11 protein-coding genes are annotated in these 14,221 nt (G+C 33.6%); 6 read left to right on the top strand and 5 right to left on the bottom strand.

Annotated features, from left to right (window positions below; translation table 11 throughout):
• The first annotated feature begins 78 nt into the window (after positions 1-78).
• The 4 genes from ACRBBL_RS17825 (at position 79) to secDF (ending at position 5,793) form a co-directional block, all read left to right on the top strand.
• Positions 79-732 carry a DUF4412 domain-containing protein gene (locus ACRBBL_RS17825; protein WP_431370434.1) on the top strand — a complete coding sequence of 218 codons (654 nt, stop codon included), beginning with the start codon at positions 79-81 and terminating at the stop codon, positions 730-732.
• Positions 733-816: 84 nt separating this feature from the next.
• Positions 817-1,794, top strand: a complete 978-nt coding sequence (locus ACRBBL_RS17820; RefSeq protein ID WP_431370433.1) for a SecDF P1 head subdomain-containing protein — start codon at positions 817-819, stop codon at positions 1,792-1,794.
• A 138-nt stretch (positions 1,795-1,932) separates the two neighbouring features.
• Complete coding sequence (locus ACRBBL_RS17815; RefSeq protein ID WP_431370432.1) at positions 1,933-2,526, top strand: hypothetical protein; 594 nt, start codon at positions 1,933-1,935, stop codon at positions 2,524-2,526.
• A gap of 219 nt (positions 2,527-2,745) precedes the next feature.
• Complete coding sequence (gene secDF / locus ACRBBL_RS17810; RefSeq protein ID WP_431370431.1) at positions 2,746-5,793, top strand: protein translocase subunit SecDF; 3,048 nt, start codon at positions 2,746-2,748, stop codon at positions 5,791-5,793.
• 512 nt (positions 5,794-6,305) lie between these two features.
• On the opposite strand, the gene ACRBBL_RS17805 is transcribed toward secDF, so the two are convergent.
• The 5 genes from ACRBBL_RS17805 to folE all read right to left on the bottom strand — a co-directional run bounded on the left by ACRBBL_RS17805 (position 6,306) and on the right by folE (position 10,187).
• Complete coding sequence (locus ACRBBL_RS17805) at positions 6,306-6,785, bottom strand: DUF192 domain-containing protein (RefSeq protein WP_431370430.1); 480 nt, start codon at positions 6,783-6,785, stop codon at positions 6,306-6,308.
• Positions 6,785-7,660, bottom strand: a complete 876-nt coding sequence (gene lgt, locus ACRBBL_RS17800; protein ID WP_431370429.1) for a prolipoprotein diacylglyceryl transferase — start codon at positions 7,658-7,660, stop codon at positions 6,785-6,787. Before lgt ends, ACRBBL_RS17805 begins: the two co-directional genes overlap by 1 nt.
• A gap of 75 nt (positions 7,661-7,735) precedes the next feature.
• Positions 7,736-7,978: a membrane protein insertion efficiency factor YidD gene (gene yidD / locus ACRBBL_RS17795; protein WP_431370463.1), complete on the bottom strand. Its 243-nt coding sequence runs from the start codon at positions 7,976-7,978 to the stop codon at positions 7,736-7,738.
• Positions 7,979-7,996: 18 nt separating this feature from the next.
• A complete protein-coding gene (cysS, locus tag ACRBBL_RS17790) occupies positions 7,997-9,481 on the bottom strand; it encodes a cysteine--tRNA ligase (protein WP_431370428.1) in 1,485 nt (494 codons plus the stop codon).
• 25 nt (positions 9,482-9,506) lie between these two features.
• The gene (gene folE / locus ACRBBL_RS17785) at positions 9,507-10,187 is read right to left on the bottom strand and encodes a GTP cyclohydrolase I FolE (protein WP_431370427.1); all 681 of its coding nucleotides are present in this window, start codon (positions 10,185-10,187) and stop codon (positions 9,507-9,509) included.
• A 366-nt stretch (positions 10,188-10,553) separates the two neighbouring features.
• On the opposite strand from folE, the gene ACRBBL_RS17780 reads away from it, so the two are divergent.
• Positions 10,554-10,982, top strand: coding sequence for a hypothetical protein (locus tag ACRBBL_RS17780; protein WP_431370426.1), 429 nt, complete (start codon positions 10,554-10,556; stop codon positions 10,980-10,982).
• Between the two features lie 10 nt (positions 10,983-10,992).
• Positions 10,993-14,221: PKD domain-containing protein (locus tag ACRBBL_RS17775; protein WP_431370425.1), on the top strand; the 3,229-nt coding region annotated here is incomplete at its 3' end.

The raw sequence follows: 14,221 nt of genomic DNA, 5'->3' as shown, positions 1-14,221 counted from the left end.
TTATATTCATAAAAATGTAACATATTTGCATGATTAGATACAAACTCTATAGTTGTAAATAGAAAAAAAACTTAAAACATGAAAAAAATATTATTTCTAGTAGCATTGACATTTAGTGTAATGGTTTCTGCTCAAAAAACGATTACAGAAGGGAAAATTACTTCAAAACAAACAATATCTACTGATAACGAGCAAATGCAAGCACAGCTAGATATGATGGGTAAAATGGAAACAATTACCTTGTTTAAAGGTAAGAGTTCAAGATCTGAGATGGACAACCCAATGTCTGGAAATATAACGACTGTTATCAATGCTGAAAATAGTGAGATGTTGGTTTTAATGGACAATCCTGCATTAGGAAAAATGTATACGAAAGAGGATATCTCGTTAAGCGCAGAAGATTTAAAAAATATTACAGTTACAAAAGGAAGTGAAACTAAAACTGTATTAGGATACACATGTCAAAAATACACAACGTCTATTACTAAAGATGGTGTAAAAGTAGAAATGGTATTATATACTACAGAAGCTATTCCTGTAGTTTCTCAACAAACAACAGCTTTAGGAGATAAAATAAAAGGATTTCCATTATTTGCTGAAATGAAAATGAACCAAATGGGAATTGATATGACAGTAACAACTGAAGTGACTAAAATTGAGCCACAAGCAGTTTCTTCTGAATTATTCAATACAACACCACCAGAAGGTTACAAAAACATGAAAGGTGAATAAGACTCAAGACTCATCACAAAATATATTTAAAGGCTACAACTTACATTGTAGCCTTTTTAGTAACTTAAAAACTAAATAATTACTATGCGCAAAAAACACCTTAATTATTCATTAGCTCTTGTGTTGTTTCTCATAGGAACAATTGCTTGTGAGAAGCCGCCAAAACCTCCTACAACAAATATTCAATTAAAAATTATTGATACCAATATATCAGAAGGTGAAAAGAAGCGAGGTATTGCAAACATTCAAAAACGTTTGGAGTCGGTTGGCGCTAAAAATATTATTATTACAGAACAAAAAAATCAAAAAGTCACCTTTAATTATGAAGGGAATATAAAACCGCAAACTTTTGAGAAAGCTTTCTCGCTCACAGGAAAATTAGAGTTTTTTGAAGTATGTAAAGAACGAGAAATACTTTATGAATACTTGCTTAAAACCTACGGTGGTCAAGTAGAGGATGGACTTTCAGCTGCATCAGTAGAAGAAATAAAAAGTATAGATGATGTTTTGGGAATCAAAATAACAGGTCGTTATAATGATCCATTTTTTGCGCTTGTTCCTAATGAAAATGTAGAGAAAGTAACTAAAATATTATTACAAAAAGAACCGTTTTTTGTGAGCGAGATCGAAAGAAAAGTTAAGTTTCTACTAGGAAAAAATAGTTATAATGGTAACTATGAATTGTGCGCTGTATATGTAACATCTGAAAATAAAGCACCTATAGATGGAAGTTATGTAATTGATGCAACTGTTACAGAATCAAACTATAATGATTCTTACCTTATAACCATTCAAAAAAATGAAGAAGGAGCGAAGATTTGGGAGCAAATGACCGAGCATGTACATCAAACAAATGGGAATATAGCAGTTGTCGTTGATGATGTTGTATATTCTGCGCCATCAGTTATGTCTGGAAAAATTTCAGGAGGAAGATCTGAGATTTCATCAAACTTAAACAGAAAAGAAGCGGCAATATTAGCATCGGCAATTCGCTCAGGAAGTATTCCAGAAATGGAAATTATAAAAATAGAATTTGTACAAGAAACTACATCTAAAAAATAGATCATTAATAAGCAGGACCATAAAATTCAATTACTTAAAGTGAAATAAAATGCAAAAAGACTGTAATAATGCAGTCATAATCTTTATATTTGGCGCATGATTGCGAAAAAGTATTTTAGTGCTTTAATAATCCTTCTAATGTTGCTTGGTTTCTACACTGAGCAAACGCCTGTGCCTAATCAAGAAATTGAACTTCAATTTTCGAGTAGTACAGCGGTTTCTTCGGATATAGAAGTGATTCAAGCAATCAAGCAACAACTTCAATCTATAGGTGTAACAAACATTCAAGTACGCAAACAAGCAGATAATACACTTAAAATTGCTTATTACAGTAATGAAAATGTTTCTGAGATTAAAGCATTTTTAATCGAAAATGGAGTTGCTTCTAATGACAGATTTCCAGAAGTGCCTACAGGAGATGAAACTTTTAGTTTTGAAGCCTATGCTAATGTAGATGGTTATAAGTTGGATGTCTACGAGCTGCAAATAGCTGCAGATTCTTTCCTTGGTGAACATCAAGGGAAATACATTTTAGACTTACAAACAGAATATGATAAATCTCCAAGCCCGCATTCATTTGCAAATACAAGTTCATTCTTTTCGGGAGATTTCAATACAACTTCAATTGAATTAACATATACCGAATCTGGTTATATAGTAACTTTCAAAGAAAACATATCTTACGAAATTCCTGATGTTCGCGCAGGACCTTTCACAACAACGCTTTCATAAATTTTTAGAACATAGTTATATGTTCAGTTTACGAAAGTCTCTTACCGTATTCATGTCCAAAATCTATTCAAAATAGTCTTTAGACATGTCAAATAGTGTTTTTTGAAAATCTTAAAGAGCACTCTAAATCACAATCAAATCACAAAAAAAACAATTGTCAAATTGTTGTGGTAAATGCTATATTTGCCCACTTAAAAAATTTGACCAAAAAACAGAATAATGCAAAACAAAGGATTAGTAAAAATATTTGCGCTTTTATTCGGATTGGTGAGTATTTACCAATTATCATTCACGTTTATCACGAATAAAATTGAAAATGACGCAAAAACATATGCAGTATCGCAAGTGCCAGAATCAGCAGAAGGCGGTGATATTGAAAAAATTGCAGACGCTAGAAGTCTTGTAGAAAAAACATATTTAGACTCAATTGATAGAAATGAACCTATTAATTTCGGATTCACAGAGTTTACATATAGTGAAGCAAAGGAAAAAGAATTAAACAAAGGATTAGACCTTAAAGGTGGAATCAACGTAATTCTTCAAATATCTGTAAGAGACATTCTTAGCGGATTGGCAAACAATACAGAAAATGAAACGTTCAAGAAAGCATTAGATAGAGCTGATGAACTGCAAAAAGATGCACAAGAAGATTACGTAGAATCTTTCTTTAGAGCTTTTGATGAATTAAAACCTGCAGGTTTAAAATTAGCAGATCCAAGTATTTTTTACACAGCATCTTTACAGGATGAATTGAAAAATGAAACATTCAATACACCAGATGATGTTGTTCAAAATGTAATTAGAAGAAAAGTAGATCAGTCAGTAGTATCTGCAAAAGAAGTATTAAACAAACGTATTGACCAATTTGGTGTAACACAACCAAACATTCAGCGTTTAGGAACTTCTGGACGTATCTTAATTGAATTACCAGGAGCGAAAGATGTAATTCGTATTGAAAAATTATTACAAACAACAGCTGAATTAGAATTTTGGAAAACAAACAATAACAATACAGCATTACTTCAATATTTATTAGCAGCTAATGAAAAATTGAAAACACTTCCTAAGTTTGCTCCAAAGAAAACGGCAGAAAGTGAAGATCAAGATGTAGATGCTTTAACAACTTCTACTGAAGAAGATTCATTGAATGTTGTAAATCCATTATTTGATAAAATAGTTCCTATACAAGGAGCTGGAAGAACAGGTGGAGTAATTGCAACAGCAAAAGAAGATGATAGAAAAGAAGTTCTTGAATTATTAGCAAACCCTGTTTTAAAACAAGTATTGCCAGCAGAATTACGTACTGTACGTTTTGCTTTTGGAAAAAATGTAAGTCCGCAAGGAAGAATTGATTTATACGCCTTAAAAGGAAAGCGTAAAGGAAAAGATGCTACGCCACAAATGAAAGGTGATGTAGTTGATGCAGCAGCTCAGAGTTTTGCAAATGACGGAAAGCCTAATGTAACAATGCAAATGAATGGTATTGGAGCAAAGCAGTGGGAAAAGCTTACAGGAGAAGTGCATGAAGAAAATGGAAACATTGCAGTTGTATTGGATAATATTGTATACTCTGCACCAAGTGTTACTACTGGAGCAATCTCTGGAGGAAACACTGAAATTTCAGGTCAGTTTTCAATTGATGAAGCGCAGGATTTAGCAAACGTATTAAGAGCTGGTAAATTACCTGCTCAAGCAGAAATTTTACAATCAGAGATCGTTGGGCCATCATTAGGTCAAGAAGCGATTGATAGCGGTTTAATGTCGTTCTTAATTGCCTTAGCGTTGGTATTGGTTTGGATGGTATTCTATTATGGTAGAGCCGGACTTTTTGCAGATGTAGCCTTAGCGTTTAACATTTTATTGATTTTTGGAGTATTGGCTAACTTAGGAGCTGTATTAACATTACCTGGTATTGCAGGTATTGTATTAACTATTGGTATGTCGGTGGATGCGAATGTACTTTTATTTGAAAGGGTTCGAGAAGAACTTGCCAAAGGAAGAACGTTGCAAGAATCAATCTCGCATGCATTTAGCTGGAAAGGTGCAATGTCTTCTATTTTTGATGCCAACATTACAACTGGTTTAACTGCCTTGATCTTATTCTTATTCGGTACAGGACCAATTAAAGGTTTTGCAACTACGTTATTAATAGGTATCGCAACTTCATTATTTACAGCAATTTTTATCACAAGATTATTAATTGATTGGTATGTTGCTAAAGGAAAAATATTAGCTTTCTCTACAGGAGCTACAAAGAACTTGTTTAGAAGCATGAAGGTTGACTTCTTGAAAAAGCGTAAAATCGCATATATTATTTCAGGAATTATCATCGCTATCGGTTTATGGTCAATTACGCTTGGAAGCGGATTGAATCAAGGTGTTGATTTTGTTGGAGGGCGTTCGTACCAAGTACGTTTTGATAAAACAGTAAGTCCACAAGATGTTAAAAAATCGTTGCAAAATGAATTTGTAGATGGTGAAAATGCAGTTTCGTTAGAAGTAAAAACTTTTGGTGAAGACAACCAGTTAAAGATTACTACAAACTATAAAGTAAATGAAACAGGAACTGAGGTAGATGATGATATCAAAAAGAAATTACATGAAGGTTTAAGTTCGTACTTACCAGCAGATATGGAGTATTCAAAGTTTGTTGATGGAGCAGAAGGTAAGAAAGTAGGAATTATGAAATCGATCAAAGTTGGACCAACAATTGCCGATGATATTAAGAAAGCATCATTCTGGGCGGTATTAGGTTCGTTGGTAGTTGTATTCTTATATATCTTATTGCGATTCAGAAGATGGCAATTCTCTCTTGGAGCAGTTGCTGCTGTATTCCATGATGTATTAATCGTATTGGGAATCTTCTCATTGGCATGGAAATACTTACCATTTACAATGGAAATCAACCAAGCATTCATTGCAGCAATCCTGACCGTAATTGGTTACTCGCTGAATGATACCGTGGTTGTGTTTGATAGAATTCGTGAGTTTATGAATGAGAATGCTAACTGGAAATTTAGTAAAGTAGTAAACTCAGCCTTAAATAGTACGCTAAGTAGAACTTTAAATACGTCGTTAACTACGTTAGTAGTATTATTAGCGATCTTTATTTTCGGTGGAGAATCTATTAGAGGATTCATGTTTGCCTTAATTATAGGTGTAATTGTAGGTACATACTCATCTATGTTTATTGCAACTCCAATCATGTATGATACAATCAAAAAAGGTGATGTCAACAAAGGATTAGAAGAAGAAGTAAAAGCTTAATCAGTATAGATTAACTTTTCTATTCAATATAGAAAAACGCTGCTCGTAATGAGCGGCGTTTTTTTGTTTATATGAATTGTGGTTATGCGTAATTTTAAATTAGAATGAAGTCAAGCTAAGATCATACTAAACTTATATCTGAGTAAAGTAGAAGTGTGATTTTAGAATCTTATGAAGCAGATTCTCTAATGAAGTTGAGATATCATGTAAATAAAATATGAAAAAACGCCTATCGGAATTAGGCCTGTAAGCATGCCAATAGCAACAAATTTGAATCTAGAATATAGTAAGATGTAGATTGCAATTATTGGAATTAAAATGAATGATAGAATAATAAAAGCCGCGGTGTGATTTACAAAAGAGGTTAAAAATATTCCTATGACGGAAACGCCAATTGTAATTCCAATACCAAGCAGCAAGGATTTAATTTGGTATGAAGCGTCCTTTTTCATTTAAATAGAAATTAACGTTTAGAAGCTTCTAGAAAAAGGTTTTAATTGTAGCTAAATTATCTAATGCTTTACAAACGTAATAGTATCACCAATTTCAAGCAACCACTTTTCTGCCAAACCTGCCTTTACTTCCAATACATACATTGCAGGAACTTCAGATGGCAATCCTTCTTCGTTTAGGGGTTTTGCATTTTCTTGAAAACTCACTATTTTTTTATTTTCATCTAAATAGATAATATCTAAAGGAATGTACGTGTTTTTCATATAGAAATTCCTCGGGAATGAAGAAGAAAATATAAAAAGCATCGCTTGATTGTCTTTCATCGACTTGCGATACATGAGTCCAGTTTCGCGTTCATAGTTGGTTTCGGCAAACTCTACATCAAGTGTTATAATATCTTCTCCGCTAACTTTAGCTAGCGTCAATTCACCTTCCTTGGTAAACTTAATATCAGCCGTTTTTATGACTTTATTACTTTCAGATTCTCCACAAGAAATAATTGCTGTGGCAACACAAAGTAGTATGATTAATTTTTTCATTAGGAAGCTACTGTTTTATTTGTATCTATATCCGTTTTGTTGGTCTTTCTGAACATAAAATAGAACCCAGCAATAATAAAAGGAATACTTAACCATTGTCCAGTAAGTAGTAGCCAATCTGCACGATCATCTATTTGTGCTTTCTTTACAAACTCTACAAAGAAACGTACCGACCAAAGAAGTACTAAAAACAATCCAAAAATGTATCCTTGTTTGTTTCTCTTTTCAGTTTTCCAATAGGTGTACCATAAGATTATAAACACAAAAACATAGCAAAATGCTTCATACAATTGTGCTGGATGACGTGCAAAATCTTCGCCTCTTCCTTGAAAAATAACTCCAAAATTAGAATTAGTAGGTTTCCCAACAATTTCAGAATTAAAGAAGTTTCCTATTCGTACAAAAACACCACCAATAGCAACTGCAATTACAATTCTATCTAAAATCCAAAGTAAGGTTTTGTATTGGTATTTTCTTCTATATAAATACATGGCAACAATAATTCCAACTGCTGCTCCGTGACTTGCTAATCCAGCAAATCCAGTAAATTTATAACCTTCAATAAAGCCAAATAAAGTTGCGTTTGCGTCTGCTTTAATTGGAAGTAAAATTTCTATTAAATGTTCTTGGTAATAAGGCCAATTATAAAAGAATACTTCGCCTAAACGTGCACCTAATAACGTGGCAATTACGGCATACATAAACAATGAATCTAAATACTTTATTTCAATGCCTTCTCTGTCGTAAATCTTTTTTGTAATGTAATATCCTAAGCTAAATGCGATGATAAACATTAAGCTATAATATCGAATCTGAATTGGACCTAAATTTAATAAAACTTCACTAGGATTCCAGTTGATACTTAGTAGGTGCATATAATGGTATAGTTTATAAAATGTAAATATAGGTAAACCAAACGGAAATCAAAGAATGCGAATGGTAAAGGAATGTTATTTTTTAGGCAGCTCGTCAGGCACTGGATCATAGCCGCTTCCACCAAAAGGATTGCAGCTAAAAATACGTTTGAGTGCTAATCTTCCTCCGCGAAACAAACCGTGCTTTTTTAATGCATCTGCAGTATAATGCGAGCATGTCGGCGAATAGCGACATGCCGCAGGTGTATATGGTGATATTGCCGCTTGGTAAAAGCGGATGATAAGTAAAAAAGGATATATAAGAATCTTTTTAATAATTATCGTTTTATATCTGACTTACGAAACTGAAAATGATGTGCCGTCTTTTCCGTCTTTCAGCTGAATACCTAAAGCTAATAATTCATCACGAATTTTATCGGAAGTTGCAAAATCTTTGTTAGCGCGAGCTTCATTTCTTAGATTGATCAATAATTCAACAACTCCAGAAAGTGCATCTCCATCATCAGATGAACCGCTTTGTTGTTCTAAGCCTAAAATTTCAAACACAAAAACATGTATATACTTTTTAAGCTCAGTTAAAGTTTCCGCTAAAATAGTTGCTTTTCCATCTTTTAACTGATTGATGTATTTTACAGCTTCAAACAAATCTGCAATTAAAACGGGTGTGTTAAAATCATCATTTAATGCATTGTAGCAATTGCGTTTCCAAACTTCAAAATTAAAACTCGTTTTATCACCTGTAGGTTCTAAATTATCTAATGTTTTAATAGCTTCCATTAATTTATAGAACCCTTTCTCTGAAGCTAACAATGCGTCATTGCTAAAATCGAGAATACTTCTGTAATGCGCTTGCATCATAAAAAAACGCGCAACACTTGGTGAAAACCCTTTGCTTAAATGTTTGCTATCTCCAGAGAAAATTTCAGTAGGTAGAATATTATTTCCTGTAGATTTTGCCATTTTCTTTTTATTCAAGGTAAGCATATTGGCATGCATCCAGTAATTTACAGGTGTTTTTCCTTTTGAAGCTTCATTTTGAGCAATCTCACATTCGTGATGCGGGAACTTTAAATCCATTCCACCACCGTGAATATCAAATTGATCTCCTAAATATTTTGTACTCATTGCTGTACATTCCAAGTGCCAACCAGGAAAACCATCACTCCAAGGAGAAGGCCAACGCATAATGTGAGTTGGTTCAGCTTTTTTCCAAAGTGCAAAATCTTGCGGATTCTTTTTATCACTCTGTCCATCTAAAACACGTGTATTATGTACTAAGTCTTCTAAATTACGTTTGCTTAACTTTCCGTAATCATTCGTTTCATTGAATTTATGAACATCAAAATATACAGAACCATTTACTTCGTAAGCAAGTCCTTTTTCAAGAATCGTTTTTACAATCTCAATTTGCTCAATAATATGTCCTGTTGCAGTTGGCTCAATGCTAGGTGGATGAAAATTAAATTTTTGCAGAATTGTGTGGAAGTCAACGGTGTAACGTTGTACAATTTCCATAGGTTCCACTTCTTCCAACCGTGCTTTCTTAGCAATTCGATCTTCACCAACATCGGCATCATTTTCTAAATGCCCAGCATCGGTAATATTTCGTACATAACGTACTTTATAACCTAGATGTTTTAAATATCTAAAAATCATATCGAAAGACATGAACGTTCGTACGTTTCCTAAGTGTACATTGCTGTAAACCGTAGGGCCGCATACATACATTCCAACATGACCTTCATTTATAGGTGTAAAAACTTCTTTTTGGTTTGTGAGGGAATTGTATATTTTTAGTTCTTGTTCTTGGTATAATTTCATGGTTACTAATAAAAAATATGTTGATTTAAAATTTTGTATCTAATTTAATATAATCTAGGAATTCTAAGCGTGTTTTTTCATTTTTAAATTTTCCGCCAAATTCTGCTGTTACAGTGCTGCTTTCTATATCTCTAATTCCGCGTGAGTTTACGCATAAATGTTTAGCGTCAATTACACAGGCAACATCTTCAGTTCCAAGTACTTTTTGTAATTCTCTTACGACTTGAATTGTTAAACGTTCTTGTACTTGTGGTCGTTTAGCGTAATAATCAACCACACGATTCATTTTAGAAAGCCCAACAACAGTTCCATTAGAAATATAAGCAATATGTGCTCTTCCGACAATAGGAAGTAAATGATGCTCGCAGGTAGAGTAGACAGTAATGTTTTTTTCTACCAACATTTCATTGTACTTATACTTATTATCAAAAGTTGAAGCTTTAGGTTTTCTATCTGGATGCAATCCGCCAAAAATTTCTTTCACAAACATTTTAGCAACTCTATTGGGAGTTCCTTTAAGGCTATCATCAGTCATGTCTAGACCTAAAGTTTCCATAATGCGTGCAACATCACTTTTGATGCTTGCAATTTTGTCTTCATCACTCAAGTCAAAAGCATCTTCGCGCAATGGAGTGTCATAAGAGGTCATTATGTGATTATCTCCTAAAGCTTGTATTTCTTCTTCAAGCGCCTTATCTATTTTCATCGATTTTGTATTTCTTTATATATTAAAAATTGAAGTACAAATACTTAATAATAATATAAGATGTAAAGCATCATTATAGTAAAGATTCGAAACTCAATTTTTTTCAAAAATTAACAAGACTGCAAAGATAATTAAATATTGTATATGTTTTGGTTGAACGTGCCGTAAATAAATGTGTTAAAGAACTATGTATATCACAAAATTTTCTTAATTTTCCGCGATTCAAAATAAATTTTTTAGCACGATGTCGGATTTTTATAGACGTTGTTGTTATATATATTGTAAGGGAAATGAAGTGTGTTTTTAAACAGAATTAAGAGCAACTTCATTTTAAATTAATAATGTTAGAATACAAACATGACTATTATGCGTAAAATCTATGTATGTATGATGTTCTTATTTTTAGGGCTTTGTATGAATGCACAAACTAAAAATGATTCTTATAAGTTTAAGGAACATCAAGTAGATAACTTCATTAATGAAGTTTATGGAGACCAAGCTCAAAAATTGGTTTTTTCTAATCAGAAACGATACCAAACGTTAAGAAAGCTTATTGTAGAGCGAATGCAAATTGTACGGCAATCCGAAATTAGAGGAAAGAAATATCCAAAAATAACTGATGAAGGAATGTTGAATACGTATAATAAGAATCTAAAACATGACGGTTTTAATAAAACTACATTCAATCCTTTAAAATATAACCTTCAATTCTTTGATATAGCAGCCAGAGCTTACAGAATTGACAATACTGAATATCTATTGATTATTCAACCACAACCTAAACTACAAAACTAAATATTTAGAGATGAAAAAAATATTTCTCTTATTACTTATAGCACCAATATTTTGTTTCGCACAAGATGTCATTATCGAAAATGGTACCTTTAATATATGTCAAGGTACTTTTCTAGATACTGGAGGTGGCGGAGCAGGACAATATTCAAATAACGAAAATATCGTAATGACAATTTGTCCAAACAACCCAGGAGACAAAGTTCAATTGGACTTTACCTCGTTTGGTGTGCAAAACATGATGGATAATATGACCATATATAATGGTGATAGTACAGCCGCAACTGCTTTTGGTACATTTACAGGAACAGCTAGTCCAGGACTTGTAATTGCTACCAATGATAATGTTTCTGGATGTCTTACTATAGAATTTATATCTGATGCAGCAGGAGTTAATATTGGTTGGGCAGCAGATATTTCTTGTGTAACGCCGTGCCAAACAATTAATTCTCAACTAGATTCTTCAGTGCCAGCGGCAGATGCAAATAATATTATAGAAATATGCCAAGGTGATACTGTGACTTTTAATGGAAGTGCAACATTTACTTCCGATGGTACAGGCGCATTATACCAATGGGATTTTGGAGATGGAAATTCAATGGATGGACAATCAGTAACGCATACATATCCAAATCCAGGCGCCTACATTGTAAATCTAACAGTAACAGATACAAATAACTGTACCAACAATAATCTAATCAATCAAGTAGTTCGTGTTTCTACAACTCCTGATTTTACAGGTACAGAAGCCACAGACCCTATAATATGTTTTGGTGATGATACTACAATTGCAGGAGTTGTTGCACCAGTACCATTTATAGTAGAATGTACACCACCTGTAAGTGGGCAAACATTCTTGCCAGATGGAAGTGGAGTTTCGTATGAAACTTCTGTGCCAGTTGATTGTTTTGATTCAGATCAAGTATTAACAGATGGAGCACAATTATTACAAGTATGTTTAAATATTGAGCATTCATTTTCAGGAGATTTAGATATTACGATTATCAGTCCAAACGGACAAGAAGCAGACTTGTTTGTGCAAGCTGGTGGAGGAACGTATTTTGGAGGAGCCAATGATGATGGTACAGCAACACCAGGTGTTGGAGCTGAATATTGTTTCTCTTTAGATGGAACGGTTACACTAGCAAATGCACCAACAATAATAGCTGGTTCAAACCCTCCAGGAAATTCATGGCAACCAGGAACATATTTACCTGTAGATGCAAATGGATTTGATGATCTTGTTGGAAGTCCATTAAATGGAAACTGGACTATTAGAGTTACAGATAACTTAGCAATTGATAACGGATATATTTTTAACTGGAAATTAGATTTCGATCCATCTATCTTACCGGCAGACGAATCATTTACACCAGTAATTGAATCAGAAGGTTGGCAAGCAGATGCTTCTATCACAAATACAACAGGTAATGTAATTACAGTTTTACCAACTACAGCAGGACAACACTGTTATACTTATGAAGTATTAGATGATTTAGGATGTACATATACAGAAACAGTTTGTATAGATGTAACACCAGAAATAAATAATGCACCAGCTTCAAACTTATCAGTGTGTTCAGCGAACACAAACGAAATTTTTGATCTTACAGTAAATACAGCTCAAGTATTAGCACCTATTGCAGATACAACTGATATGACAGTAACATATCATTTGTCGCAAGCAGATGCAGATGCAGGAACAGGAGCTTTAACACTTGCACAAGCACAAGCATATTCAGGTACCAATGGTGAAGAAATATTTGTAAGAATTTCATATACAGGAACTACAGCAATCGACTGTTTCCAAACTGACTCTTTTACATTAAACATAGGAAGTCCTACTGCAAATGCAGTTCCAGATTTAGTACTTTGTGATATCGGAAATGATGGTGTAGAAGAATTTGATTTATGTGCACAAACATTGTTAGTGCTAGGAACGCAAGATCCAGCAGATTATACAGTAACATATCACGATACACAAGCAGACGCAGACAACAATGCAAATCCGCTTGCATGTTTACATAACAATGCAACAGTTCCGACTGATGATATATATGTTAGAGTACAAGATAACAACAGTGCTACTTGTTTTGCAATTACCTCATTCGACTTAGTGTTAAATCCTGAACCAACAGTAACAATGCCACCAAATATGGTAGTATGTGATGATGCTTCAAATGATGGAACAGAAATCTTTGACTTAACAACGCAAATTCCAATCATTTTAGGAACACAAGATCCAGCTGACTTTACAATTAGTTTTCATGGAAACCAAGCAGATGCAGATGCAAACGCAAATCCATTAGCTACAATGTATCCTAATGTGACTCCTAACGATTTAATTGTTGTAAGAGTTGAAGATAATACTTCCAATTGTGTGTCAACAACACAATTCAATGTTGTAGTTGATGTTTTACCAATAGCAAATGCAGTAGCTAACATAACTGTTTGTGATGATGATACAAATGATGGTACAGAGTCTTTCGATTTAACGGCATTAAATGTTCAAGTATTAGGAACGCAAAATCCAGCATTATTTACAATAACATATCACTCTTCACAAGTTGATGCTGATGCGGGAACAAATCTGTTGCCAAGCCCATATTCAAATACAAATCAATGTGAGCAAATCTTTGTACGTATTGAGAACATTAACAATACAACATGTTTTGATACAACAAACTTTGAAATATGTGTAGATTATCAACCAACTGCGGTGCAACCTGCAAACATGGTTGTATGTGATGATGCTACTAATAATGGAACTGAAACTTTTGACTTAACTACGCAAATTCCTATTATTCTTGGAACACAAAATGCAGCGGATGTTAATATTAACTTTCACACGACTCAAGCAGATGCCAATACTAATATGAACCCAATAGCGACTCCAGGTTCATATACAAATATGAATTTAACAGATACAATATATGTAAGTGTAACAAGTACGGATCCAACAAACTCATGTGCAACAACAACAAGTTTTGAAGTAACGGTAAATCCATTGCCGATTGGAGTTATTCCAGCTACTTTACAAGAATGTGATGATGATACTGATGGATTTGTAGGTTTTACTTTAACAGACGCTGATGCGGAAATTTTAGCAGGACAAACTTCTACGGATGCAATGACTATTACTTATTATGAGACAATAGGTGAGGCGCAAACGGGAGTTGGAACACCACTTATGTCACCATATACAAATACGATGATGGGTGGAGAGCCGGTATTTATTCGTA

The organism is Kordia sp. (assembly GCF_050633145.1).
Lineage (GTDB): Bacteria > Bacteroidota > Bacteroidia > Flavobacteriales > Flavobacteriaceae > Kordia.
This window is presented reverse-complemented; position numbering and strand designations above follow the sequence as displayed.

Excerpts from the sequence above, each read along its gene's own strand:
- ACRBBL_RS17825 (WP_431370434.1), top strand. The coding sequence starts at position 79 with ATGAAAAAAATATTATTTCTAGTAGCATTGACATTTAGTGTAATGGTT.
- ACRBBL_RS17820 (WP_431370433.1), top strand. The coding sequence starts at position 817 with ATGCGCAAAAAACACCTTAATTATTCATTAGCTCTTGTGTTGTTTCTC.
- ACRBBL_RS17815 (WP_431370432.1), top strand. The coding sequence starts at position 1,933 with ATGTTGCTTGGTTTCTACACTGAGCAAACGCCTGTGCCTAATCAAGAA.
- secDF (WP_431370431.1), top strand. The coding sequence starts at position 2,746 with ATGCAAAACAAAGGATTAGTAAAAATATTTGCGCTTTTATTCGGATTG.
- ACRBBL_RS17805 (WP_431370430.1), bottom strand. The coding sequence starts at position 6,785 with ATGAAAAAATTAATCATACTACTTTGTGTTGCCACAGCAATTATTTCT.
- lgt (WP_431370429.1), bottom strand. The coding sequence starts at position 7,660 with ATGCACCTACTAAGTATCAACTGGAATCCTAGTGAAGTTTTATTAAAT.
- cysS (WP_431370428.1), bottom strand. The coding sequence starts at position 9,481 with ATGAAATTATACCAAGAACAAGAACTAAAAATATACAATTCCCTCACA.
- folE (WP_431370427.1), bottom strand. The coding sequence starts at position 10,187 with ATGAAAATAGATAAGGCGCTTGAAGAAGAAATACAAGCTTTAGGAGAT.
- ACRBBL_RS17780 (WP_431370426.1), top strand. The coding sequence starts at position 10,554 with ATGCGTAAAATCTATGTATGTATGATGTTCTTATTTTTAGGGCTTTGT.